At 67.2% G+C, this 24,870-nt stretch carries 13 protein-coding genes, 1 tRNA gene and 3 rRNA genes; 3 read left to right on the top strand and 14 right to left on the bottom strand.

The annotated features are described in order from the left end of the window. Window positions 1-50 precede the first annotated feature (50 nt). Entirely contained in the window at window positions 51-872 is an 822-nt protein-coding gene (locus OG766_RS26345) for an Fpg/Nei family DNA glycosylase (protein ID WP_266388521.1), read from the top strand. Window positions 873-921: 49 nt separating this feature from the next. Then, window positions 922-1,698, top strand: coding sequence for an SDR family NAD(P)-dependent oxidoreductase (locus OG766_RS26340; RefSeq protein WP_266388524.1), 777 nt, complete (start codon window positions 922-924; stop codon window positions 1,696-1,698). On the opposite strand, the gene OG766_RS26335 is transcribed toward OG766_RS26340, so the two are convergent. From OG766_RS26335 to OG766_RS26290, 10 genes are all read right to left on the bottom strand, one after another. Beyond that, window positions 1,646-1,900 (bottom strand): hypothetical protein, encoded by a 255-nt coding sequence (locus tag OG766_RS26335; RefSeq protein ID WP_266388527.1) that lies wholly within the window; start codon window positions 1,898-1,900, stop codon window positions 1,646-1,648. The genes OG766_RS26340 and OG766_RS26335 overlap by 53 nt on opposite strands. Before the next feature lie 188 nt (window positions 1,901-2,088). Continuing rightward, window positions 2,089-2,559, bottom strand: a complete 471-nt coding sequence (locus OG766_RS26330; protein WP_266388530.1) for a Dps family protein — start codon at window positions 2,557-2,559, stop codon at window positions 2,089-2,091. Window positions 2,560-2,679: 120 nt separating this feature from the next. Further along, window positions 2,680-3,060, bottom strand: coding sequence for a helix-turn-helix domain-containing protein (locus OG766_RS26325; protein WP_266388533.1), 381 nt, complete (start codon window positions 3,058-3,060; stop codon window positions 2,680-2,682). 109 nt (window positions 3,061-3,169) lie between these two features. Then, window positions 3,170-3,679: a CinA family protein gene (locus OG766_RS26320; RefSeq protein WP_266388536.1), complete on the bottom strand. Its 510-nt coding sequence runs from the start codon at window positions 3,677-3,679 to the stop codon at window positions 3,170-3,172. Continuing rightward, window positions 3,676-4,353, bottom strand: a complete 678-nt coding sequence (pgsA, locus tag OG766_RS26315; RefSeq protein ID WP_266388539.1) for a CDP-diacylglycerol--glycerol-3-phosphate 3-phosphatidyltransferase — start codon at window positions 4,351-4,353, stop codon at window positions 3,676-3,678. The genes OG766_RS26320 and pgsA overlap by 4 nt, the downstream gene beginning before the upstream one ends. Further along, complete coding sequence (rimO, locus tag OG766_RS26310; protein WP_266388541.1) at window positions 4,350-5,852, bottom strand: 30S ribosomal protein S12 methylthiotransferase RimO; 1,503 nt, start codon at window positions 5,850-5,852, stop codon at window positions 4,350-4,352. Before rimO ends, pgsA begins: the two co-directional genes overlap by 4 nt. A gap of 95 nt (window positions 5,853-5,947) precedes the next feature. Next, the gene (locus OG766_RS26305) at window positions 5,948-6,769 is read right to left on the bottom strand and encodes a helix-turn-helix domain-containing protein (protein WP_266388887.1); all 822 of its coding nucleotides are present in this window, start codon (window positions 6,767-6,769) and stop codon (window positions 5,948-5,950) included. 187 nt (window positions 6,770-6,956) lie between these two features. Continuing rightward, complete coding sequence (locus OG766_RS26300; RefSeq protein ID WP_266388546.1) at window positions 6,957-9,713, bottom strand: DNA translocase FtsK; 2,757 nt, start codon at window positions 9,711-9,713, stop codon at window positions 6,957-6,959. Window positions 9,714-9,860: 147 nt separating this feature from the next. Beyond that, the gene (locus OG766_RS26295) at window positions 9,861-10,541 is read right to left on the bottom strand and encodes a response regulator (protein ID WP_266388550.1); all 681 of its coding nucleotides are present in this window, start codon (window positions 10,539-10,541) and stop codon (window positions 9,861-9,863) included. 306 nt (window positions 10,542-10,847) lie between these two features. Further along, window positions 10,848-16,349 carry a HAMP domain-containing protein gene (locus OG766_RS26290; RefSeq protein WP_266388554.1) on the bottom strand — a complete coding sequence of 1,834 codons (5,502 nt, stop codon included), beginning with the start codon at window positions 16,347-16,349 and terminating at the stop codon, window positions 10,848-10,850. Window positions 16,350-16,618: 269 nt separating this feature from the next. Between OG766_RS26290 and OG766_RS26285 the strand changes: the two genes are divergently transcribed. Continuing rightward, complete coding sequence (locus tag OG766_RS26285) at window positions 16,619-19,273, top strand: SpoIIE family protein phosphatase (RefSeq protein WP_266388558.1); 2,655 nt, start codon at window positions 16,619-16,621, stop codon at window positions 19,271-19,273. A gap of 61 nt (window positions 19,274-19,334) precedes the next feature. On the opposite strand, the gene OG766_RS26280 is transcribed toward OG766_RS26285, so the two are convergent. From OG766_RS26280 to OG766_RS26265, 4 genes are all read right to left on the bottom strand, one after another. Then, window positions 19,335-19,407, bottom strand: a tRNA-Thr gene (locus tag OG766_RS26280). Window positions 19,408-19,574: 167 nt separating this feature from the next. Next, window positions 19,575-19,691, bottom strand: a 5S ribosomal RNA gene (gene rrf / locus OG766_RS26275). Between the two features lie 86 nt (window positions 19,692-19,777). After that, a 23S ribosomal RNA gene (locus tag OG766_RS26270) occupies window positions 19,778-22,902 on the bottom strand. A gap of 309 nt (window positions 22,903-23,211) precedes the next feature. Continuing rightward, window positions 23,212-24,737: ribosomal RNA gene (locus OG766_RS26265) — 16S ribosomal RNA — on the bottom strand. The 16S, 23S and 5S rRNA genes sit together here with 1 tRNA gene alongside, the layout of an rRNA operon. Window positions 24,738-24,870 lie beyond the last annotated feature (133 nt).

Genomic DNA, 24,870 nt, shown 5'->3' with positions numbered 1-24,870 from the left:
GACCCACGCCACCCCGTCCCGAAGCGCCGCCCGTCGCGCATCATGGATGCATGCCCGAAGGAGACACCGTCTGGCTGACCGCCCGGAAGCTGCACACCGCCCTGGCCGGACGGACCCTCACGCTCTCCGACCTGCGGGTTCCGCGGTTCGCCACCGCCGATCTCACCGGCCGGGAGGTTCTCGACGTCACGGCGCGGGGCAAGCACCTCCTCACCCGCGTCGAGGGCGGGCTCACCCTCCACTCCCATCTCCGGATGGATGGCGCCTGGCGGGTGTACGCGGCCGGCGAGCGATGGCGCGGCGGCCCTGACCACCAGATCCGGGCGGTCCTCGGCAACAGCGAGCACACGGCCGTCGGCTACCGCCTCCCGGTCCTCGAACTGCTCCGCAGCAAGGACGAGGACAAGGCCGTGGGGCACCTCGGGCCCGATCTGCTGGGCCCGGACTGGGATGTGGGCACCGCCGTGCGCAACCTCCTGGCCGACCCCGCGCGCCCTCTCGGCGAAGCCCTGCTCGACCAGCGCAATCTGGCCGGCATCGGCAATGTCTACAAATCGGAGTTGGCCTTCATGGCCCGGGTCACGCCCTGGCTGCCGATCGGCGAGCTGCCCTCCGGTGTCCCCGAGCGCCTGGTGGCCACGGCGCATCGCCTCCTGGAGGCGAACAAGAACCGCTTCGACCGCCGCACCACCCCCGCCGCCCGCGGCGGGGACCAGCGCCGGGCCGGGCAGCGCCCGGGCGAGCAGCATCTGTTCGTGTACGGACGCGAGGGCCGCCCCTGTCTGCGCTGCGGCACCCCGGTCCGCAAAGCGGGCCAGGACGACCGTGTCACCTACTGGTGCCCGGGCTGCCAGTCCGGCCCGACGCCGTAGGAACCCGACTGGTTGACGACCCGTCAGATACGGTCGTACGGTCACCGGCATGCCCCTCACCGCGTACGACCTGACCGGCCGCGCCGCGTTCGTCACCGGCGCGGCGAGCGGCATAGGCCGCGCGACCGCCGTACTGCTCGCCGAGGCGGGCGCCACCGTCCACTGCGCGGATGTGTCCGAGAAGCTCCTCGATGAGACCCGGACGCTGATCGACGACGCCGGTGGCACCGCGCACACCCACGTCGTCGACGTGAGCGACCGCGAGCGCCTCCACGCCGTGGTCGCGGCGGCCGTATCCGCCTCCGGCCCGCTGCACATCATGGCGGCGATCGCCGGAATCATGCACTCCAGTCCGGTTCTGGAGACACGCGACGAGGACCTCGACCGCGTCCTCGCGGTCAACTTCAAGGGTGTGCTGTACGCCTGTCAGGCCGCGGCCCGCTCGATGATCGACGCGGGCGTCCGGGGCTCGATCATCACCATGGCGTCCGGGGCGGTCGACGCCGCGAATCCCGGCCTGCTCTGCTACGGCGCGGCCAAGGCGGCCGTCGTCCAGCTCACCAAGACGCTGGCCGCCGAACTCGGCCCGTACGCGATCCGCGTCAACGCGGTCGCCCCGGGCTGGATCCGTACACCCATGACCGACCGTCATGACGCGGGGCTGCAGCAGAAGGCGGAGGCCGCCATGGTCAGGCTGTCACCGCTCGGCCGGGTCGGCGAGCCCGGGGACATCGCTCACGCGGTCCTCCATCTCGCCTCCGACGCGTCGTCGTTCACGACGGGTCAGATCCTCCGGCCGAACGGGGGCGTCGCGATGCCCTGGTAGCCGTGGTCGTTCCCCCGGCCGTACCGGCATCCCCGGCACGCGACGCAACGTGCACCGGCAGCAGACTGAGCCCCCACCCACCTGCCGCCACTGCCCCCTCGACGAGCCCCGCATGCTCCGGCACCAGCGCCAGCCGCAGAACGGCCCACCACCACACCGCGCCCAGTGCGAGCGCCGGCAGCAGGACCCATCGCCTCACCATGGCCGCCTCCTCCGGTCGACGCTAGACCGGACCGATCACTCGGCGGCAGGGCGCACCGGATGCACACCCGGCGCGCCCGCAGCGTATGCGCCAGGCGCCCCAGAGGTTCATGCTCCGGGCCATGCGCCCGCGCGCGGCACCGGCCGCGAGGCCTCGTGCCCCGGGCGGCTCCCCGGCGGAGAGGGCCACTAGACGCTCTCGGCCTGGAACATCCACGCGTGCTTCTCGAGGTCGGCCGTGAGCCCGATCAGGATGTCCTGGCTCACCGGGTCCGGCTCGGCCGTGACCTCGATGCGCTCCCGCATCCCCTTGATCACCGCGCGCAGCGCCTTCACCATCGTGTTCACGACGTCGGAGTCCTGGATCCAGCCGTCCGGCACCTTCCCGATGGCGCTCGCCGCGGCGACCGTCGAGGCCCGTCCGTCAGGCGTCACACCGATCGCCGAAGCCCGTTCGGCCACGATGTCGGAGTGCGTCCGAGCCGTCGTGACGACTTCGTCCAGCTGGAGGTGCACCGAGCGGAAGCGCGGCCCGACCACGTTCCAATGGACCTGCTTGGCCACCAGTGCCAGATCGATCAGATCCACCAGCGCGCCCTGGAGGGCCTCACCGGTGACTTTGCGCGCCTGTTCGGGCAGCGGGCTCTTCACCACGGACATTGTGACCTCCGTTCAAACGACACCGTTCTCCACCATGGCATAAATGGCACAAAACGGTTATTCGAGGGAAAAGCAAAGCCCCGGTCGGGTACCCACCCGGCCGGGGCTCATACGTCGAGATCACGCAGCGACGACGTCCACCGCTTCCGCAGGCGTCTTGATCGTCACCCGTTCCGTCGGCACGCCCGCGACCGATGTCACGGACACGGAATTGAGCGGGCGCACCGGCGCGGACACCGGATCGCTCGCCGCTGCCGACGCGGCCAGCTCGGCCAGCGACAGCTCGTCGCTCACTTCCCGCATGAGCTCGGACATCCGTACGTCAAGCGCGTCGCAGATCGCGGAGAGCAACTCGGAGGAAGCCTCCTTCTGCCCCCGCTCCACCTCGGAGAGATAGCCGAGAGAGACTCGGGCGGACGAGGAGACTTCGCGCAGAGTACGGCCCTGGCGCTGGCGCTGCCGACGCAGCACGTCACCCAGCAGGCGACGGAGCAGAATCATCGGTGGCTCCCTCCTCGGACCGCGTAGCCGCATCCTTCACGCCCCACCGTACCGCCTCGCGCTGCGGCCGTGCGGGGAGCGATGTCGTGTTCACTCAGGGCTGCAAACATCAATTCCCCCCGTTCTGTTCCGTATCCTGTGCTCGCTCATTCGCCGAGAGTTCGCCGGCGAGCAGTTCCAGCACGCTCCGTACGCTCTCTCTACGGATTTCCGCGCGGTCGCCGTTCAATCTCAGCGCGGCCACTTTCCGCGTGCCGTCCGGCGCCGCGACCGCGACGAAGACCGTTCCGACGGGCTGTCCGTCCTGGGGCTCGGGCCCCGCGACACCGGTGGTGGCGATGCCCCAGCCGGCCGCCATCCGGGCCCTCGCACCGGCCGCCATCTGCGCCGCGACCTCCGGGTGAACCGCTCCGCGCTCGGCCAGAAGGGCCTCGTCGACCCCCAGGAGATCGCGCTTGAGCGCCGTTGCGTAGGCCGTCACGGAGCCGCGGAAGGATTTCGAGGCGCCGGGAACGGAGGTCAGCTCCGCGGCCACGAGACCGCCCGTGAGAGATTCCGCGACGGCCAGGGTCTCGCCACGCTCCGCGAGAAGCGCGAGGACCCCGGCCGCGTCACTCATCGTGAGGACTCCGCCGCGTCCCGGGCGGCCCGGCGCTCGGCGGCGAGCCCCCTGCGGCGCAGGACGACCGCCTGCCGTACGTAGTCGAGCCCGGTGACCACCGTCAGCACGACGGCCACGGCCATGACCCACCAGCGCAGCGTGGCCAGCGGGCCGGTCAGCGCCAGCACGTACATACCGACCGCCGTGCCCTGCGCCAGCGTCTTCATCTTGCCGCCGCGGCTGGCCGGGATCACCCCGTGCCGGATCACCCAGAAGCGCATCAGCGTGATCCCCAGCTCACGGAAGAGAATCACTCCGGTCACCCACCAGGGCAGATCGCCGAGCGCCGAGAGACAGATCAGCCCGGCCGCCATGATCGCCTTGTCCGCGATCGGGTCCGCGATCTTCCCGAAGTCGGTGACCAGGTTGTAGGCACGCGCCAGATGTCCGTCGAAGATGTCCGTGATCATGGCGACGGCGAACGCCGCCCAGGCCCACGCACGCCAGACCGGGTCGTATCCCCCGTCCATGAGCAGCAGCACCACGAAGGCGGGCACGAGCACCAGCCGCATCATGGTGAGGAGGTTGGCGATGTTCCACAGACTGGCCTGGTTGACGGCCGCAGCGCCCAGCTTGCCACCGGGCGCCGGCCTGCCGGTCCCGCCCGCAGCGGATGCCGGGACTCCGGTCATCTGCGCGCCTCCTCACGACACTCGGATACGGCTTCGGCCACGAGGTCGACACCTTCCGTACCGACGACCTTCGCTTCGACGATACGTCCGGGCACGAGGCCGTCGGCACCCGTGAAGATCACCTGACCGTCGGTCTCGGGCGCCTGGTGCGCCGCCCGGCCCACGGCACCGCCGTCCTCGCCCTCGTCGTCCACGGACTCCACCAGTACGTGCAGCGTCTCCCCGAGGCGCTCCTCCGCGCGCTGAGCGGTCAGCTCCTCGGCGAGCCGGGACAGCTGGGCGAGGCGCTCGTCGACGACGTCCTGGTCCAGCTTGCGGTCGTAACCGGCGGCCTCGGTGCCCTCCTCGTCGGAGTACCCGAAGACCCCGATGGCGTCCAGTCGGGCCTCGCCCAGGAAGCGCTCCAGCTCGGCGAAGTCCGCCTCGCTCTCGCCGGGGAAGCCGACGATGAAGTTGGACCGCACACCGGCCAGCGGGGCCTTGTCGCGGATCGTTTCCAGCAGGTCCAGGAACCGCTCGGTGTCGCCGAAGCGCCGCATCGCGCGCAGCACACCGGGCGCGCTGTGCTGGAACGAGAGGTCGAAGTAGGGCGCGACCTTCTCCGTCGACGTCAGGACGTCGATCAGACCGGGGCGCATCTCGGCGGGCTGCAGATAGCTGACCCGCACCCGCTCGATGCCGTCGACGGCCGCCAGCTCGGGCAGCAGCGTCTCCAGCAGGCGGATGTCACCGAGGTCCTTGCCGTACGAGGTGTTGTTCTCGGAGACCAGCATGATCTCCTTCACGCCCTGCTCGGCGAGCCAGCGGGTCTCGCCGAGCACATCGCTCGGCCGCCGCGAGATGAACGAGCCCCGGAAGGACGGGATGGCGCAGAACGAGCAGCGACGGTCGCAGCCGGAGGCCAGCTTGACCGACGCGACCGGGCTGGTGTCGAGCCTGCGGCGCAGGGGGGCGCGCGGCCCGGAGGCGGGCGCGAGACCGTCCGGCAGATCGGCGGGCACGTTCTCCGGAGCCAGGACCGGAGCCGGGGCCTGGGCGTGGCCGGGGAGGGCCACGTCGGCCTTGTGCCGCTCCGCCGGGCTGACCGGCAGCAGCTTGCGCCGGTCGCGCGGGGTGTGCGAGGCGTGGATGCCACCGCTCAGGATGGTCTGGAGCCGGTCGGAGATGTCGGCGTAGTCGTCGAAGCCCAGCACGCCGTCCGCTTCGGGGAGTGCGTCGGCGAGCTCCTTGCCGTAGCGCTCGGCCATGCAGCCGACGGCGACCACGGCCTGGGTCCTGCCGTGGTCCTTGAGGTCGTTGGCTTCCAGCAGCGCGTCGACGGAGTCCTTCTTGGCGGCCTCGACGAACCCGCAGGTGTTGACGACCGCGACATCCGCATCGGCGGCTTCCTCGACGAGCTCCCAGCCATCCGCTGCCAAGCGGCCTGCGAGCTCCTCCGAGTCCACCTCGTTACGGGCGCAGCCAAGAGTGACAAGGGCGACGGTACGGCGTTCGGGCATGGGCTCAAGACTACTTTGTCCCGGCCCACGCCCGATCCGCGAGGCCCACCGCCCGCAATGCGGGCGATGGGCCGACGATTTTCGGTCGTGACGGGTCAGCCGGCCTCGGGGTCGCCCTTCGAGTAGGACAGCCGCTCGACCTGTCCGTTCTCGAACCGGTCCTCGATCTTCTTGCCGTTCACGAACAGCTCGATCGCGCCGGCGTTGCCCAGGATGAGGTCCAGCCGCTCGTCGTCCTGGAAGGTCTTGGACTCGCCCGCGAGGAGCAGTCCGTCGAAGAGCAGCTTGCCGTTGGCGGACTTGGCGGAGATCCAGCTCTTGTCGTCGGCCGCGGTCAGCTTCACCGTCACCTTGTCCTGCGGTACGGCGGCGATGGCGCTCTCGGAGGGTTCGGGCTTGGGTGCGACCGGCTTGACCGGGGCCGGCTTGTGGCTGGACTTCTCGGGTGTCGAGCCCTCGGCGACCTGCTTGGTGCCGTTGCCGTCGTTGCCGCCGTCGAAGAGTGTGAAGCCGACGAATCCGATCACGGCGACGATCGCCGCGACCATCGCGGCGGTCCAGTTGGGGCGCCTGGGCTCGGGGCGGATCCGTTCCGCCTCGAAGAGGGGGGCAGCGGGTGTGGGAGAGGGACGCCCACCGTGCTCCGCGTCGTACTCCGCGATCAGCGGGGCCGGATCCAGCCCCACGGCACGTGCGAGTGTCCTGATGTGCCCGCGCGCGTAGACATCGCCACCACAGCGGGAGAAGTCGTCCTGCTCGATCGCGTGCACGATGGGCACACGTACGCGGGTGGACGTACTGACCTCGTCGACGGTCAGACCTGCGTCGGCGCGAGCCTGCTGGAGCGAACGACCGATCGAAGGCTGGTCGTCCTCGATGGAAGGCCGGTCGTCTTCGGGGGAGTTGCCGATGGACACGGGGGCGCCTTTCGAGCGTGTAGCCACCTGCTGGAGGTTCAGTCTATGGGTGGTACGAAAGGGTGGGGCAACCGGGCGGTGCAGTTTGTACGCCATCAGAATGGTCGGACAGCGTGAGGATCGGACACATGGTGTCCCTCCATCCAACTGGACGTACGACCAAGGGAAACGGTTGCCTCGCCCTCCCTTACGAATCAGACTCCCCACGGATCACGGCGAGCACTCCATCCAGCTCATCGGGTTTCACCAAAACGTCACGCGCCTTGGAGCCCTCGCTGGGTCCCACGATGTTCCTCGACTCCATCAGGTCCATCAGCCGGCCGGCCTTCGCGAAGCCGACCCGGAGCTTGCGCTGGAGCATGGACGTCGACCCGAACTGGGTGGAAACCACCAGCTCAGCGGCCTGACAGAGCAGGTCGAGGTCGTCGCCGATGTCCTCGTCGATCTCCTTCTTCTGCTTGGTCCCGACCACCACGTCGTCCCGGAAGACAGGGGCCATCTGGTCCTTGCAGTGCCGGACGACGGCCGCGACCTCCTCCTCGGTCACGAAGGCGCCCTGCATACGGGTGGGCTTGTTGGCGCCCATCGGGAGGAACAGCCCGTCGCCCTTGCCGATCAGCTTCTCCGCACCCGGCTGGTCGAGGATGACCCGGCTGTCGGCGAGGGAGGAGGTGGCGAAGGCGAGCCGCGAGGGCACGTTCGCCTTGATCAGGCCCGTGACGACGTCGACGGAGGGCCGCTGGGTGGCCAGTACCAGATGAATGCCCGCGGCGCGCGCCAGCTGGGTGATCCGGACGATGGCGTCCTCGACGTCGCGCGGCGCGACCATCATCAGGTCCGCCAGCTCGTCGACGATCACCAGCAGATACGGGTAGGGCTGCAGCTCGCGCTCGCTGCCCTCGGGCGGTGTGACCTTGCCGTTGCGTACGGCCTGGTTGAAGTCGTCGATGTGCCGGTAGCCGTAGGCCGCGAGGTCGTCGTAGCGCAGGTCCATCTCACGGACGACCCACTGCAGCGCCTCGGCGGCCCGCTTGGGGTTGGTGATGATGGGGGTGATCAGGTGCGGAACGCCCTCGTAGGCGGTGAGCTCGACCCGCTTCGGGTCGACGAGGACCATCCGGACGTCCTCCGGGGTCGCCCGCATCATGACCGAGGTGATCAGGCAGTTGATGCAGGAGGACTTTCCGGAGCCGGTGGCACCGGCGACCAGGACGTGCGGCATCTTCGCCAGGTTGGCCATGACGTAGCCGCCCTCGACGTCCTTGCCGAGCGCCACGAGCATCGGGTGCTCGTCCCCGGCCGCCTCGGCCAGCCTCAGCACGTCGCCGAGATTGACCATCTCGCGGTCGGAGTTCGGGATCTCGATGCCGACGGCGGACTTTCCGGGGATCGGCGAGATGATCCGCACGTCCGGGCTGGCCACGGCGTAGGCGATGTTCTTGGTCAGCGCGGTGATCCGCTCGACCTTCACGGCCGGGCCGAGCTCGACCTCGTAGCGGGTGACCGTGGGGCCGCGGGTGAAGCCGGTGACGGCGGCGTCCACCTTGAACTCCGCGAAGACGTTCGTCAGTGAAGCAACGATCGCGTCGTTGGCGGCACTGCGGGTCTTGCCCGGGCCGCCGCGCTCCAGCAGGTCCAGGGACGGCAGTGCGTAGGTGATGTCGCCGGAGAGCTGGAGCTGCTCGGCGCGCGGCGGTAGCGGCTGGGAGTCCTCGGGCGCGGGCTTGGTGAGGTCCGGTACGGCGGTCTTGGCGGCGCCTTCGTCGGCGGGCGCGGGCTGCTCGGTACGTGCGCCGGGTACGGGGCCGACGGCGCGCTCCCGGTCGGCGGTGAGGTCGCGGGTCAGGCCGGCGACGACCGGGGAGGGCGGCATCCCGTTGAGGACAGCGCCGTCGAGGGCCGCGGCGGCGGCCGCGGCGACGTCGACCGCGTCCAGGGGACGGCCGCCGGCGGGCTGTGCGGAGGCGCCGCGCCGCCGTCGCCGGGAAAGCGCCTCCTGTTCCGCCTTCTCGGCGTCGTACACCTCGGAGGCACCGGCCGCCGGGCCGCGGCGGCGCGAGGGCCGCGCGGGCTGCGCCTCGCGCCAGCCGTCGTCGTACTGCCCGTCCTCGGCCTCGTCGGCCGCGCCGGGCTCGTACGGGGCGTCGAGGAGACCGAGCCGGGCACCGAGCATGCGCAGCCGCTGCGGGATCGCGTTGACGGGGGTGGCGGTGACGACCAGCAGTCCGAAGACGGTGAGCAGCACCAGCAGCGGTACGGCGAGGACCTCGCCCATCATGAAGATCAGCGGCTGGGATGCGGCCCAGCCGATCAGCCCTCCCGCGTCCTGCATCGCCTCGGCGCCCGAGTCGCGCCCCGGCGAACCGCAGGCGATGTGGACCTGGCCGAGCACACCGACGACCAGGGCGGAGAGCCCGATGACGATACGGCCGTTGGCCTCGGGCCGTTCGGGATAGAGGATCAGCCGTACGGCGATCGCCACGAGCAGTATCGGCACGAGCAGATCGAGCCGGCCGAAGGCGCCGGTGACGAGCATCTCGACGAGATCGCCGACGGGGCCGCGGAGGCTGGACCAGGTGCCCGCGGCGACGATGAGTCCGAGGGCGAGCAGCAGGAGCGCGAGTCCGTCCTTGCGGTGCACCGGGTCGAGGCCCTTGGCGCCGCGTCCTATGCCGCGGAGCATGGCGCCGAGGGCGTGTGCGACGCCGAGCCACAGGGCGCGCATCAGCCAGATCACGCCCCCGGTGGGATTGGGCGCGGGCTTGGGCACCGCCTTCTTCGCCACCGCCTTCTTCGCGGGTGCGCTCTTCTTGGCTGCGGTCTTCTTCGCCACGGGCTTCTTGGCGGGCGCCGCCTTCTTCGCGGCGCCGGTCGTACGGCCGGCGCGCGGCTTCGCGGTGCCCGCCGCGCCCTGTGAACCCTTGCCGGACGTACGTGAGGCCATGGTGGTGAGGTTACCGGTGTGACCGGCAGGGGACACGTGTGCCCACCGGTTCACCCGTTCGTGTCGTCCTTGCCAGGTCCGGAAACTGACGTCCCATCAGCGGTCGGGGCTCCGGTCCAGCGGCACGCCAGATCCGGAGGACAGCCCCTAGCTCTGTGACGGCAGCGAGGGCGTGCCGGTGCCGGCTCCGGGCTCCAGGGCGTCCAGCGCCCTGCGCAGACCGGTGAGTTTGCGTTCGAGATGGGCTGCCGTGGCGACGGCCGCGGCGTCCGCGGACTCGTCGTCGAGCTGCTTGGAGAGCGCCTCGGCCTGCTCCTCAACTGCCGCGAGCCGCGCGGAGAGTTCGGCCAGGAGACCGGCCGGCTCCTTGGTGTCTCCCGTGCCGTGCCCGCCGCCCTCGAGCTGGAGGCGGAGCAGCGCGGCCTGCTCGCGCAGCTGGCAGTTCTTCATGTAGAGCTCGACGAAGACGGAGACCTTCGCGCGCAGCACCCATGGGTCGAACGGCTTGGAGATGTAGTCCACCGCGCCCGCGGCGTATCCACGGAAGGTGTGGTGCGGTCCGTGGTTGATCGCGGTCAGGAAGATGATGGGGATGTCTCTGGTCCGTTCGCGGCGCTTGATGTGCGCCGCGGTCTCGAATCCGTCCATTCCTGGCATCTGGACGTCCAGCAGAATGACCGCGAAGTCGTCCGTCAGCAGCGCTTTGAGCGCTTCCTCCCCTGACGATGCCCGTACCAGTGTCTGATCGAGCGCAGAGAGGATGGCCTCCAGCGCCAACAGATTCTCCGGCCGGTCATCGACCAGGAGGATCTTGGCCTTCTGCACCATGCCTCGCCCTCCTCGCCCCGGCTTGGGGTCTCCCCAGCTCGAAGAGCCGGGAGAAGCACCGGGCGCCGCCCCGAGGGACGACTCCCTAGCGCCGCCCGTCCTTGTGCCGGTCATGGTAGCCGCACCCCGCCCGTCGCCACACCCTGTCACCGCGATGTCACTGTGCACGTAGCAGAAACGCGGTGGGAGACCAGAAGGTTCCCCGGATACCGCCCTCTCACACGCTTTCGAGCACAGTCAGTCAGCAACACGCGAGAATCCGCACAGTCCGCAATCAGACTGTGATGCGCCCGCGACCAACCATCGTCACTTTCCGCGCATCCACTGCTCCATGACGGACAGCAGATGGTCGGGGTCGACCGGCTTGGTGACGTAGTCGGACGCACCCGACTCGATCGCCTTCTCCCGGTCGCCCTTCATCGCCTTCGCGGTGAGCGCGATGATCGGCAGCCCGGCGAACTGCGGCATCCTGCGGATGGCCGTCGTCGTCGCGTACCCGTCCATCTCCGGCATCATGATGTCCATCAGTACGACCGTCACATCGTCGTGCTGCTCCAGGACTTCGATGCCCTCCCGCCCGTTCTCCGCGTACAGCACGGACAGTCCGTGCTGCTCCAGCACGCTGGTGAGCGCGAAGACGTTGCGGATGTCGTCGTCGACGATGAGCACCTTCTCGCTGTGGAACGTGAAGGTGGGGCGAGGCTCCGACGCGCCCTCCTGCGGGTGCTGTCCCGCCCAGGCCTCCAGCGCCCCGCCCGGCGACCCGGCGGGCTGGCCGGGCAGCGCGTGCCGCAGGTCCATGGCGCCCAGTGCCTTGCGACGGCGCCGGAAGAGCGTCCCGGGGGCGTTGTGCGCGTCCGGGGCCGCCGACGGCGTCTGCGGCGCCTGCGGGCCCGCCTCGGCGATCCCGGCGTCGTCCATGGCGTTCATCGGCATCTCAGGCCCCGGAACGAGCTGCGGGTAGCCCTGCGGCGGCAGTTCGCTCGGGTGGAGCGGCAGGTAGAGCGTGAACGTGGAACCGCGGCCCGGTTCGCTCGCGGCATGGATCTCGCCACCGAGCAGCCGGGCGATCTCCCGGCTGATCGACAGCCCCAGGCCCGTACCGCCGTACTTACGGCTCGTCGTACCGTCGGCCTGCTTGAACGCCTCGAAGATGACCCGCATCTTGCTCGCCGCGATCCCGATACCGGTGTCGGTGACCGAGAAGGCGATCAGATCGCCGTCCGCGTCGCGCAGCGAACCCGCCTCCAGCAGCTGCTCGCGGATCGACTGCGGCACGTCGGCGTTCGCCGGCCGGATCACCAGCTCCACCGCACCGGTGTCGGTGAACTTCACCGCGTTCGACAGCAGGTTGCGCAGCACCTGGAGCAGCCGCTGCTCGTCGGTGTGGAGCGTCGCCGGCAGCTCGGGCGAGACCCGCACCGAGAAGTCGAGCCCCTTCTCCGCCGTGAGCGGCCGGAACGTCGCCTCCACGTAGTCGACGAGCTGCACCAGCGCGATACGGGTCGGACTGACGTCCATCTTGCCCGCCTCGACCTTGGACAGATCGAGGATGTCGTTGATGAGCTGCAGCAGATCCGAGCCAGCGCCGTGGATCGTCTCGGCGAACTCGACCTGCTTCGGGGTGAGATTGGTGTCGGCATTGTCCGCGAGCAGCTTGGCGAGGATCAGCAGCGAGTTGAGCGGGGTGCGCAGCTCGTGCGACATGTTCGCCAGGAACTCGGACTTGTAGCGCATGGAGACGGCGAGCTGCTCGGCCCGCTCCTCCAGCACCTGCCGGGCCTCCTCGATCTCGGTGTTCTTCACCTCGATGTCGCGGTTCTGCTGGGCCAGCAGCTCGGCCTTGTCCTCCAGCTCGGCGTTGGACGACTGCAGCGCCTTCTGCCGGTTCTCCAGCTCCTCCGAGCGCTCACGCAGCTGCTCGGTCAGCTCCTGCGACTGCTTCAGCAGCACCTCGGTCTTGGTGTTGACGCTGATCGTGTTGACGCTCGTCGCGATCATCTCGGCGATCTGGTTGAGGAAGTCCCGCTGGATCTGGGTGAACGGCTGGAAGGACGCCAGTTCGATCACGCCGAGGACCTTCCCCTCGAACAGCACCGGCAGCACGATCACATGCGCCGGCGAGGCCTCGCCCAGCCCCGACGAGATCTTCAGGTAGCCCGGCGGAACGTTGACCTGGATGGTCCGCTTCTCCTCGGCCGCCGTGCCGATCAGGGTCTCCCCCGGCCGGAACGACGTGGGCATCAGGCCGGCCGAGTAGCCGTAGCTGCCGCGCATCACCAGCTCGTACGAACCCTCGCTGCCAGTACCGAGTTCACCCCCGCCGCCCGTGGGCATCGCCAGGAAGAACGCGCCGTGCTGTGCGGAGACCACCGGCGTCAGCTCGCTCATGATGAGCGAGGCGACGTCGTCCAGGTCCCGCCGGCCCTGCATCAACCCGGAGATACGGGCCAGGTTGCCCTTCAGCCAGTCCTGCTCCTCGTTGGCGAGGGTGGTGTCGCGCAGGTTGGCGATCATCGTGTTGATGTTGTCCTGCAGGACCTGGATCTCGCCCGCGGCGTCCACATCGATCTTGAGGTTGAGGTCACCGCGGGTCACCGCCGTGGCGACCGCTGCGATCGCGCGCACCTGCCGGGTCAGGTTCCCGGCCATCTCGTTCACGGACTCCGTCAGGTCCCGCCAGGTGCCGTCGACGTCGCGGACCCGGGCCTGGCCGCCCAGCATGCCGTCCGTACCCACCTCACGGGCCACCCGCGTCACCTGCTCGGCGAACGAGGACAGCTGGTCGACCATCGTGTTGATGGTGTCCTTCAGCTCCAGGATCTCGCCGCGCGCGTCGATGTCGATCTTCTTGGTGAGATCACCCTTGGCGATCGCGGTGGTGACCGTGGCGATCTGGCGCACCTGCCCGGTCAGGTTGGACGCCATCGAGTTCACGGACTCGGTGAGGTCCTTCCAGGTGCCCGCGACGCCCGGCACCCGTGCCTGGCCGCCGAGGATGCCCTCCGTACCCACCTCACGGGCGACCCGCGTCACCTCTGCCGCGAACGACGACAGGGTCGTCACCATCGTGTTGACGGTGTCGGCCAGTTCGGCGACCTCGCCGCGCGCCTCGACGGTCACCTTCTTCGTCAGATCACCGTTGGCGACCGCGGACGACACCCGGGAGATGTTCCGCACCTGACTGGTCAGGTTGTTGGCCATCAGGTTGACGTTGTCGCTGAGGTCCTTCCAGATGCCGGTGACACCGCGCACCCGGGCCTGGCCGCCGAGGATGCCCTCCGTACCCACCTCACGGGCGACCCTGGTCACCTCGTCGGCGAAGTTGGACAGCTGGTCGACCATCGTGTTGACGGTCGTCACCAGCTCCAGGATCTCGCCCTTCGCGTCGACGGTGATCTTCTTCGACAGATCGCCCTTGGCGACGGCCGTCGTCACCTCGGCGATGTTGCGCACCTGCGAGGTCAGGTTGTTCGCCATGAAGTTGACGGACTGCGTGAGGTCCTTCCAGGTGCCGGAGACGCCCTGCACCTCCGCCTGGCCGCCCAGGATGCCCTCGGTGCCCACCTCGCGGGCCACCCGGGTCACCTGCTCGGCGAAGTTGGAGAGCTGGTCGACCATCGTGTTGAGGGTGTTCTTCAGCTCCAGGATCTCGCCGCGCGCGTCCACGTCGATCTTCTGCGACAGGTCACCGCGCGCCACCGCCGTGGCGACCTGCGCGATGTTGCGGACCTGGGCCGTGAGGTTCCCGGCCATGCCGTTCACGGAGTCCGTCAGGTCGCGCCACACACCGGCGACGCCGGGCACCTGCGCCTGGCCGCCGAGCCGCCCGTCCGTACCCACTTCGCGGGCCACCCGGGTCACCTGCTCGGCGAACGCCGACAACTGGTCGACCATCGTGTTGATGGTGTTCTTCAGCTCCAGGATCTCGCCGCGCGCGTCCACGTCGATCTTCTGCGACAGGTCACCGCGCGCCACCGCCGTGGTCACCTGGGCGATCTGCCGCACCTGAGAGGTCAGGTTCCCCGCCATGAAGTTGACGGAGTCGGTGAGTTCCTTCCACGTACCGGACACTCCGTCGACCCGGGCCTGGCCGCCGAGCCGGCCCTCCGTACCCACGTCCCGCGCCATGCGCGTCACCTGGTCGGCGAACGACGACAGCTGCGCCACCATCGTGTTGACGGTGTTCTTGAGCTCCAGCATCTCGCCGGCCACATCGACGGTGACCTTCTGGGACAGGTCGCCGTTGGCGACCGCGGTGGTCACCTGGGCGATGTCCCGCACCTGACCGGTGAGGTTGCGGAACGCCGTGTTCACCGAGTCGGTGAGGTCCTTCCAGGTCCCCGCCGCGCCCGGCACCTCGGCCTGGCCGCCCAGCCGGCCCTCGACGCCGACCTCCCGGGCCACCCGGGTCACTTCAGAACCGAACGACTGGAGCTGCTCCACCATCGTGTTGACGGTCTTCTTCAACTCCAGCATCTCGCCCGCGACATCGACGGTGACCTTCTGCGACAGGTCACCGTTGGCGACCGCGGTGGTCACCTGGGCGATGTCCCGCACCTGCGTGGTGAGGTTGCGGAAGACGGTGTTGACCGAGTCGGTGAGGTCCTTCCACGTACCGGCCGCGCCGGGCACCTGCGCCTGACCGCCGAGCAGACCCTCGGCTCCGACCTCACTGGCCACACGCGTCACTTCGTCCGCGAAGGTACGAAGGGTTTCGGTCATCTGGTTGATGGTCTCGGCGAGCTGTGCGACCTCGCCGCGCGCGCTGACCGTGACCTTCTGCGACAGGTCGCCGTTCGCGACCGCGGTGGTGACCTCGGCGATCCCCCGCACCTGCGAGGTCAGATTGCCCGCCATCGTGTTGACGGAGTCGGTGAGGTCCTTCCACACACCGGCGACGCCCGGCACCGCCGCCTGACCGCCCAGCTCGCCCTCCGTGCCCACCTCGCGGGCCACCCGGGTCACCTCGGAGGAGAACGAGGACAGCTGGTCCACCATGGTGTTCACGGTGTTCTTCAGCTGGAGCATCTCACCGGCGACATGCACGGTGACCTTCCGCGACAGATCGCCCTTGGCGACCGCCGTCGTCACGAGAGCAATGTCACGCACCTGAGCGGTCAGCCGGTACGCCATCGTGTTGACCGAATCCGTGAGGTCCTTCCACGAACCGGACATTCCTCGCACCTGGGCCTGGCCGCCGAGTTTGCCCTCGGTGCCCACCTCCAGTGCGACCCGCGTCACCTCGTCGGTGAACGCCGACAGCTGGTCGACCAGGTTGTTGACCGTACGCGCGACCTTCAGGAACTCGCCGCGCAGCGGACGCACGGTCCCGTCGGAACCCTCCGCCGCATGCGAACGGAGCTCCATACGCTGCTCCAGATCGCCCTCGGCGACCGCCGACAGCACCCGGCCGACCTCGGACACCGGCCGCGCCAGATCGTCCACCAGCTCGTTCGAGGCGTCGATCGCGGCGGCCCAGGACCCCTCGCAGGCCCCGGGCTCCAGCCGCTCCGTGAGTTTTCCCTCACGGCCGACGACACGCCGAACCCGCGCGAGTTCTCCGGTCAGATGCAGATTGCGGTCCGCGACCTCGTTGAAGACGGCCGCGATCTCCGCCATGACGCCGTCGCCCGACACGGTCAGCCGCTTGCGGAAGTTCCCGTCCCGCATGGCCACAAGGGCCGCCATCAGCCGGTTCAGAGCCGCGGTGTCCACCGCGGTCGTCCCCCCGCGTGACTGATTTCTCCGGGACTGTCCGCCTTGTGCGCGCGTGCCAGTGCCACGCGACGCTGCACCAGACTCCACCGTGTCCCTCCCGCAGGGGTTGACCATCGTGATCGAGCTGTCTCAGAAGCTTTCCCAGTGTTTCACCACAGCCGAACCAGGCCATAACAGTTCGGCAGCTTCGCATAGCGTCCCCGCCCCTGGAAGGCGGAAACAGCGGTGACCGGCATCCGCTCGGACAGCGAAGGTAAGTAACCTGGCATCCGGCTGTCCAACCGCCCCGGTCGCCCGGCGGGGGCGGCATGGCGCGAGGAACTACCAACGGGCACCGGGAGGGGCGGGCACCGACCATGTCAGAGCCGGGCGTCGAGACGCGTATGAGGAACTCTGTGATCACCGCGCGGGCGGCTGCCAGCTTCGACCCCGTCGGGCGGTCCGTCGCGACGGCCCGCGCCTTCGTCCGCGACACACTCCAGGGCTGGGGACACTCCGACGTCGTCGACGACGCCGTCGTCCTCACGAGCGAACTCGTCACCAACGCGGTGATCCACGCCGGCACCGCCGCCGACGTGCTCTGCCTGCGGACCGAGGAGGGCGTACGGGTCGAGGTCGCCGACCACTACCCGGAACGCGAGATCCCCATCCAGGGCGGCAGCAGAGCCTTCGCCCACCCCGACCGGGAGAACGGCCGCGGGCTGCTGCTGTGCGCGGCCCTCGCCACCCGCTGGGGCGTCGAGTACACCCCGACCCACAAGCACGTCTGGTTCCAACTCGATCTGCCGCAGCGCACGGTGGGCACCCGCTCGGCCGGCCCGGTCCTGCCCGTCGACCTCCTCCCCGTCGCCGACGAGCGCGTCCGTGTCGCCGTCCTCCAGATCGACGGCAACGAAGCCATCTCCTCCTGGAACGACGACGCCGAGCACCTCTTCGGCTACGCGGCGGACCAGGTTCTCGGCAAGCCCCTCGGCGAGTTCGCGGCCTGGCCCCACACACCGGGCATCGGCACCGGCATCGCCGAGGCTCTGCGACTCTCCCGCTGGGAGGGCAGCTACGGCGTCCGCGGCACCGACGGTCGCGTCATTCCCGTCTACGCCTCGCACCTGCGCGTGCGCGACACCCAGGGCGAGGCGTCCACCGTCTGCCTCCTCGTACGGGACTACGAGCGCGCCGTGCTGCAGACCCCCATGCGCGCCCCCTCCACCGACGGCGCCAACCACGAGAGCCGCAACGCCGACCCCTTCGAGGTCTTCATCGGCTCCCCGGCACCGGACGACCTCGACGGACTCCTCCAACGCACGGTCGAACGCGCCCGCGACATGCTCGACGGCGACTCGGCCTTCCTCCTGCTGGCCACCGACGACGAGACGGAGCTGGAGGTACGGGCCACCACCGGGCTCCCGTCCGCCCGGCAGCGCTTCGCCCGCGTCCCCGTCGAGGCGGGCACCGGGCGCTACGGCTCGGCGCGCATGCCCGCCGTCCACGAGGACCTCAACGCCGTCCCCGGCGCCGTCCCGCTCCTCAGCGGCACCGGCATGCGCTCCGTCGTCACCGTCCCGCTCAAGGTCGAGGGCCGGCTCACCGGCTCCCTCGGCGTCGCCGCGGAGGCCGCCGGCCGCTACGCCAACGAGGAAGCGCTGCGTCTGCAGTTCGCCGCCGACCGCATCGCGCTCGCCGTCGAGTCCGCCCGCCTCGGCGAGCTGGAACGCCTCCGGCGCGGCTCCCTCAGCTTCCTCGTCGAGGCCTCCGACCTGCTGGCGGGCACACTGGACCGGGACCAGACGCTGGCCCTCATGGCCCAGATGACGGTCCCGACGCTCGCCACCTGGTGCGCCGTCTACACGATCGCCGACCAGTCCTCCGAGCCGTACCTCTCGTACGTGCTGCACGAGGACGAGGAGCGCATCGACGGCCTCAAGGCACTGCTGTCCAAGATCGACCCGCCGGACCCGGTGCCGACGCCCGGCGCCCGCACCTGGCACGCCCCGGCCGAAGCCGCGCACCAGGCAGCCTTGCGCACCTCGATGCGTGAACTGGGCCTCGGCGCCACGCATGTGTCGTCCGGCATCGGCACGACCCTGGCCACGGCTTCCGCGGTCGGCGGCGAAACGGTCGTCCTGCCGCTCGTCGCCCGCAACCGCGTCATCGGCATGCTCACTCTCGGCAAGCCCTCCGACGACCACTTCCGCCAGGAGATCCTCGAACTCGCCGAGGACCTCTCCCGACGGGCCGCTCTCGCTCTCGACAACGCCCGCCTGTACTCGGAGCGCACGGCCATCAGCCAGGCCCTCCAGCGCAGCCTGCTCCCGCCCGGCCTCCCCCAGGTCCCGGGCGTCGAGGTCGAGGTGATCTACCGCGCCGCCGGCGAGGGCAACGAGGTCGGCGGCGACTTCTACGACCTCTTCCCCATCCGCGACGGCGCCTACGGCTTCGCCATCGGCGATGTCTGCGGCACGGGGCCGGAGGCGGCCGCCGTCACCGGCCTGGCCCGCCATGCCCTGCGCCTCCTCGCCCGCGAGGGATTCGGCGGCCCGGCGGTACTGGAGCGCCTCAACGCGGCGATCCTCGACGAGGGCGCCCGCAGCCGCTTCCTCACGCTGCTGTACGGCGAGCTGTGGCCCCAGGAGGACGGCTCGGCGCTCCTCAAGGTCGTCTGCGCCGGCCATCCGCTCCCGCTGCGTCTGCGCCAGGACGGCTCGGTCGAGCCGGCGGCCGAACCGCAGCCGCTGCTCGGGGTGATGGAGGACCTGGAGCTGTACGAGCAGACGGTGACTCTCGACCCGGGCGATGTCCTGCTCTGTGTCACCGACGGCGTCACGGAACGCCGTGAGGGCACGCGCATGCTCGGTGACGACGGCCTCACCGACGTTCTGACGACGTGTACGGGCCTGACGGCCGGAGCGGTCGCGGCACGCGTGCTCCGCGCGGTCGAGCGCTTCGCCGCGGAGCCCGCCTCCGACGACATGGCGATCCTCGCGATGCGCGTCCCGGAGCCGCACCAGGGCTGAGCCGACGCCGGCGACACGAAGAAGGCCCCCGCCACGAGGCGAGGGCCTTTCTTCCGTTCGGAGCCCCCAAACGGAATCGAACCGTTGACCTTCTCCTTACCATGGAGACGCTCTACCGACTGAGCTATAGGGGCCAGTTGCCCTGTCGCGGTCTCCCGCGCGGCAACAAGACAGATCTTAGCGCGAACTCACGCGTGCTCCTAATCGGCCCGGGCACCAGCTTTCTGACATCACGTCAGCCCGTGGAACGCAAAAATGCCTCAACCCCCGGACATGGTCCGGGGGTTGAGGCTCAAAAATTGTTCGGCGGTGTCCTACTCTCCCACAGGGTCCCCCCTGCAGTACCATCGGCGCTGAAAGGCTTAGCTTCCGGGTTCGGAATGTAACCGGGCGTTTCCCTAACGCTATGACCACCGAAACTCTATGAAGATGTGAACTGGCCGACCACGGGGTGGTCTCGGCGTGTTCGTTACTTCAGAACTAACACAGTGGACGCGAGCAACTGAGGACAAGCCCTCGGCCTATTAGTACCGGTCAACTCCACCCATTACTGGGCTTCCATATCCGGCCTATCAACCCAGTCGTCTACTGGGAGCCTTACCCTCTCTAGGAGGTGGGAGTCCTCATCTCGAAGCAGGCTTCCCGCTTAGATGCTTTCAGCGGTTATCCCTCCCGAACGTAGCCAACCAGCCATGCCCTTGGCAGGACAACTGGCACACCAGAGGTTCGTCCGTCCCGGTCCTCTCGTACTAGGGACAGCCCTTCTCAAGACTCCTACGCGCACAGCGGATAGGGACCGAACTGTCTCACGACGTTCTAAACCCAGCTCGCGTACCGCTTTAATGGGCGAACAGCCCAACCCTTGGGACCGACTCCAGCCCCAGGATGCGACGAGCCGACATCGAGGTGCCAAACCATCCCGTCGATATGGACTCTTGGGGAAGATCAGCCTGTTATCCCCGGGGTACCTTTTATCCGTTGAGCGACGGCGCTTCCACAAGCCACCGCCGGATCACTAGTCCCGACTTTCGTCCCTGCTCGACCCGTCGGTCTCACAGTCAAGCTCCCTTGTGCACTTACACTCAACACCTGATTACCAACCAGGCTGAGGGAACCTTTGGGCGCCTCCGTTACTCTTTAGGAGGCAACCGCCCCAGTTAAACTACCCATCAGACACTGTCCCTGATCCGGATCACGGACCCAGGTTAGACATCCAGCACGACCAGAGTGGTATTTCAACGACGACTCCACCCATACTGGCGTATGAGTTTCACAGTCTCCCACCTATCCTACACAAGCCGAACCGAACACCAATATCAAACTGTAGTAAAGGTCCCGGGGTCTTTCCGTCCTGCTGCGCGAAACGAGCATCTTTACTCGTAGTGCAATTTCACCGGGCCTATGGTTGAGACAGTCGAGAAGTCGTTACGCCATTCGTGCAGGTCGGAACTTACCCGACAAGGAATTTCGCTACCTTAGGATGGTTATAGTTACCACCGCCGTTTACTGGCGCTTAAGTTCTCAGCTTCGCCCCACCGAAATGGAGCTAACCGGTCCCCTTAACGTTCCAGCACCGGGCAGGCGTCAGTCCGTATACATCGCCTTACGGCTTCGCACGGACCTGTGTTTTTAGTAAACAGTCGCTTCTCGCTGGTCTCTGCGGCCACCCCCAGCTCAGAGTGCAAGACTCATCACCGGACATGGCCCCCCTTCTCCCGAAGTTACGGGGGCATTTTGCCGAGTTCCTTAACCATAGTTCACCCGAACGCCTCGGTATTCTCTACCTGACCACCTGAGTCGGTTTAGGGTACGGGCCGCCATGAAACTCGCTAGAGGCTTTTCTCGACAGCATAGGATCATCCACTTCACCACAATCGGCTCGGCATCAGGTCTCAGACTATATGCACGACGGATTTGCCTACCGTGCGTCCTACACCCTTACCCCGGGACAACCACCGCCCGGGCTGGACTACCTTCCTGCGTCACCCCATCACTTACCTACTACAGATCTGGACCGGCGGCTCCACCACTCCCCCTCACTCCGAAGAGATCAGGGGCGGCTTCACGGCCTTAGCATCGTCTGATTCGATATTGGGCGTTTCAAAGCGGGTACCGGAATATCAACCGGTTGTCCATCGACTACGCCTGTCGGCCTCGCCTTAGGTCCCGACTTACCCTGGGCAGATCAGCTTGACCCAGGAACCCTTAGTCAATCGGCGCACACGTTTCCCACGTGTGTATCGCTACTCATGCCTGCATTCTCACTCGTGAACCGTCCACAACTCGCTTCCGCGGCTGCTTCACCCGGCACACGACGCTCCCCTACCCATCACAGCGGGCGTTGGCCCTCATGCTGCAATGACACGACTTCGGCGGTACGCTTGAGCCCCGCTACATTGTCGGCGCGGAATCACTTGACCAGTGAGCTATTACGCACTCTTTCAAGGGTGGCTGCTTCTAAGCCAACCTCCTGGTTGTCTCTGCGACTCCACATCCTTTCCCACTTAGCGTACGCTTAGGGGCCTTAGTCGATGCTCTGGGCTGTTTCCCTCTCGACCATGGAGCTTATCCCCCACAGTCTCACTGCCGCGCTCTCACTTACCGGCATTCGGAGTTTGGCTAAGGTCAGTAACCCGGTAGGGCCCATCGCCTATCCAGTGCTCTACCTCCGGCAAGAAACACACGACGCTGCACCTAAATGCATTTCGGGGAGAACCAGCTATCACGGAGTTTGATTGGCCTTTCACCCCTAACCACAGGTCATCCCCCAGGTTTTCAACCCTGGTGGGTTCGGTCCTCCACGAAGTCTTACCTCCGCTTCAACCTGCCCATGGCTAGATCACTCCGCTTCGGGTCTAGAGCGTGCAACTCAATCGCCCTGTTCGGACTCGCTTTCGCTACGGCTTCCCCACACGGGTTAACCTCGCTACACACCGCTAACTCGCAGGCTCATTCTTCAAAAGGCACGCAGTCACGACGCACCGAGTAAACTCGATGCGCGACGCTCCCACGGCTTGTAGGCACACGGTTTCAGGTACTATTTCACTCCGCTCCCGCGGTACTTTTCACCATTCCCTCACGGTACTATCCGCTATCGGTCACCAGGGAATATTTAGGCTTAGCGGGTGGTCCCGCCAGATTCACACGGGATTTCTCGGGCCCCGTGCTACTTGGGAATAACTCAAACGAGCCGTTGATGTTTCAGCTACGGGGGTCTTACCCTCTACGCCGGACCTTTCGCATGTCCTTCGCCTACATCAACGGTTTCTGACTCGTCGACCAACCGGCAGATTGGTCAAGAGATATCCCACAACCCCGCATGCGCAACCCCTGCCGGGTCTCACACACATACGGTTTGGCCTCATCCGGTTTCGCTCGCCACTACTCCCGGAATCACGGTTGTTTTCTCTTCCTGAGGGTACTGAGATGTTTCACTTCCCCTCGTTCCCTCCACACTGCCTATGTGTTCAGCAGCGGGTGACAGCCCATGACGACTGCCGGGTTTCCCCATTCGGAAACCCCCGGATCAAAGCCTGGTTGACGGCTCCCCGGGGACTATCGTGGCCTCCCACGTCCTTCATCGGTTCCTGGTGCCAAGGCATCCACCGTGCGCCCTTAAAAACTTGGCCACAGATGCTCGCGTCCACTGTGCAGTTCTCAAGCAACGACCAGCCACCCACCACCCCGCCCTTCTAGGACGAGTTCACTGGGGCCGGCATCGCGAAGGGCGAGCTCACGCTCGCACCCTCAGACACCCAACAGCGCGCCCGGCACAACCAGTCGAGACTCCGCGTTCCACGCCGAAGCAGTACTAACAGTCCTCATCCTGATCGTGCCGAATAATCAACGTTCCACCCTTGAGCAAACCACCGTCGGACATTCGCCGACGTAGTGGCTCTGGACCCCCGGGCAAGCCCGGCGGCCTAGAAGCTCCTTAGAAAGGAGGTGATCCAGCCGCACCTTCCGGTACGGCTACCTTGTTACGACTTCGTCCCAATCGCCAGTCCCACCTTCGACAGCTCCCTCCCACAAGGGGTTGGGCCACCGGCTTCGGGTGTTACCGACTTTCGTGACGTGACGGGCGGTGTGTACAAGGCCCGGGAACGTATTCACCGCAGCAATGCTGATCTGCGATTACTAGCAACTCCGACTTCATGGGGTCGAGTTGCAGACCCCAATCCGAACTGAGACCGGCTTTTTGAGATTCGCTCCGCCTCGCGGCATCGCAGCTCTTTGTACCGGCCATTGTAGCACGTGTGCAGCCCAAGACATAAGGGGCATGATGACTTGACGTCGTCCCCACCTTCCTCCGAGTTGACCCCGGCGGTCTCCTGTGAGTCCCCATCACCCCGAAGGGCATGCTGGCAACACAGGACAAGGGTTGCGCTCGTTGCGGGACTTAACCCAACATCTCACGACACGAGCTGACGACAGCCATGCACCACCTGTACACCGACCACAAGGGGGCGACCATCTCTGGCCGTTTCCGGTGTATGTCAAGCCTTGGTAAGGTTCTTCGCGTTGCGTCGAATTAAGCCACATGCTCCGCTGCTTGTGCGGGCCCCCGTCAATTCCTTTGAGTTTTAGCCTTGCGGCCGTACTCCCCAGGCGGGGAACTTAATGCGTTAGCTGCGGCACCGACGACGTGGAATGTCGCCAACACCTAGTTCCCAACGTTTACGGCGTGGACTACCAGGGTATCTAATCCTGTTCGCTCCCCACGCTTTCGCTCCTCAGCGTCAGTAATGGCCCAGAGATCCGCCTTCGCCACCGGTGTTCCTCCTGATATCTGCGCATTTCACCGCTACACCAGGAATTCCGATCTCCCCTACCACACTCTAGCCTGCCCGTATCGAATGCAGACCCGGGGTTAAGCCCCGGGCTTTCACATCCGACGTGACAAGCCGCCTACGAGCTCTTTACGCCCAATAATTCCGGACAACGCTTGCGCCCTACGTATTACCGCGGCTGCTGGCACGTAGTTAGCCGGCGCTTCTTCTGCAGGTACCGTCACTTTCGCTTCTTCCCTGCTGAAAGAGGTTTACAACCCGAAGGCCGTCATCCCTCACGCGGCGTCGCTGCATCAGGCTTTCGCCCATTGTGCAATATTCCCCACTGCTGCCTCCCGTAGGAGTCTGGGCCGTGTCTCAGTCCCAGTGTGGCCGGTCGCCCTCTCAGGCCGGCTACCCGTCGTCGCCTTGGTGGGCCATCACCCCACCAACAAGCTGATAGGCCGCGGGCTCATCCTTCACCGCCGGAGCTTTCAACCCTCTCCCATGCGGAAGAGAGTGGTATCCGGTATTAGACCCCGTTTCCAGGGCTTGTCCCAGAGTGAAGGGCAGATTGCCCACGTGTTACTCACCCGTTCGCCACTAATCCACCCCGAAGGGCTTCATCGTTCGACTTGCATGTGTTAAGCACGCCGCCAGCGTTCGTCCTGAGCCAGGATCAAACTCTCCGTGAATGCTTCCCGGTAATCCGGGCGAACACCACGAGAGCGGTGCGACCAAGAGGAATAGTCCCGGTCGCACACAGCGTCCTCGCTGTGTCGCCTACCCGCCACAAGGGCCGGTAGGACTTTTCAAAGGAACCTCATC

This window comes from Streptomyces sp. NBC_00259, from assembly GCF_036181745.1.
GTDB lineage: Bacteria > Actinomycetota > Actinomycetes > Streptomycetales > Streptomycetaceae > Streptomyces > Streptomyces pratisoli.
The sequence above is the reverse complement of the archived record's forward strand: the minus strand, read 5'-3'. Positions and strand labels throughout refer to the sequence as shown.

Excerpts from the sequence above, each read along its gene's own strand:
- OG766_RS26345 (WP_266388521.1), top strand. The coding sequence starts at position 51 with ATGCCCGAAGGAGACACCGTCTGGCTGACCGCCCGGAAGCTGCACACC.
- OG766_RS26340 (WP_266388524.1), top strand. The coding sequence starts at position 922 with ATGCCCCTCACCGCGTACGACCTGACCGGCCGCGCCGCGTTCGTCACC.
- OG766_RS26335 (WP_266388527.1), bottom strand. The coding sequence starts at position 1,900 with ATGGTGAGGCGATGGGTCCTGCTGCCGGCGCTCGCACTGGGCGCGGTG.
- OG766_RS26330 (WP_266388530.1), bottom strand. The coding sequence starts at position 2,559 with ATGTCCGTGGTGAAGAGCCCGCTGCCCGAACAGGCGCGCAAAGTCACC.
- OG766_RS26325 (WP_266388533.1), bottom strand. The coding sequence starts at position 3,060 with ATGATTCTGCTCCGTCGCCTGCTGGGTGACGTGCTGCGTCGGCAGCGC.
- OG766_RS26320 (WP_266388536.1), bottom strand. The coding sequence starts at position 3,679 with ATGAGTGACGCGGCCGGGGTCCTCGCGCTTCTCGCGGAGCGTGGCGAG.
- pgsA (WP_266388539.1), bottom strand. The coding sequence starts at position 4,353 with ATGACCGGAGTCCCGGCATCCGCTGCGGGCGGGACCGGCAGGCCGGCG.
- rimO (WP_266388541.1), bottom strand. The coding sequence starts at position 5,852 with ATGCCCGAACGCCGTACCGTCGCCCTTGTCACTCTTGGCTGCGCCCGT.
- OG766_RS26300 (WP_266388546.1), bottom strand. The coding sequence starts at position 9,713 with ATGGCCTCACGTACGTCCGGCAAGGGTTCACAGGGCGCGGCGGGCACC.
- OG766_RS26295 (WP_266388550.1), bottom strand. The coding sequence starts at position 10,541 with ATGGTGCAGAAGGCCAAGATCCTCCTGGTCGATGACCGGCCGGAGAAT.
- OG766_RS26285 (WP_266388558.1), top strand. The coding sequence starts at position 16,619 with ATGTCAGAGCCGGGCGTCGAGACGCGTATGAGGAACTCTGTGATCACC.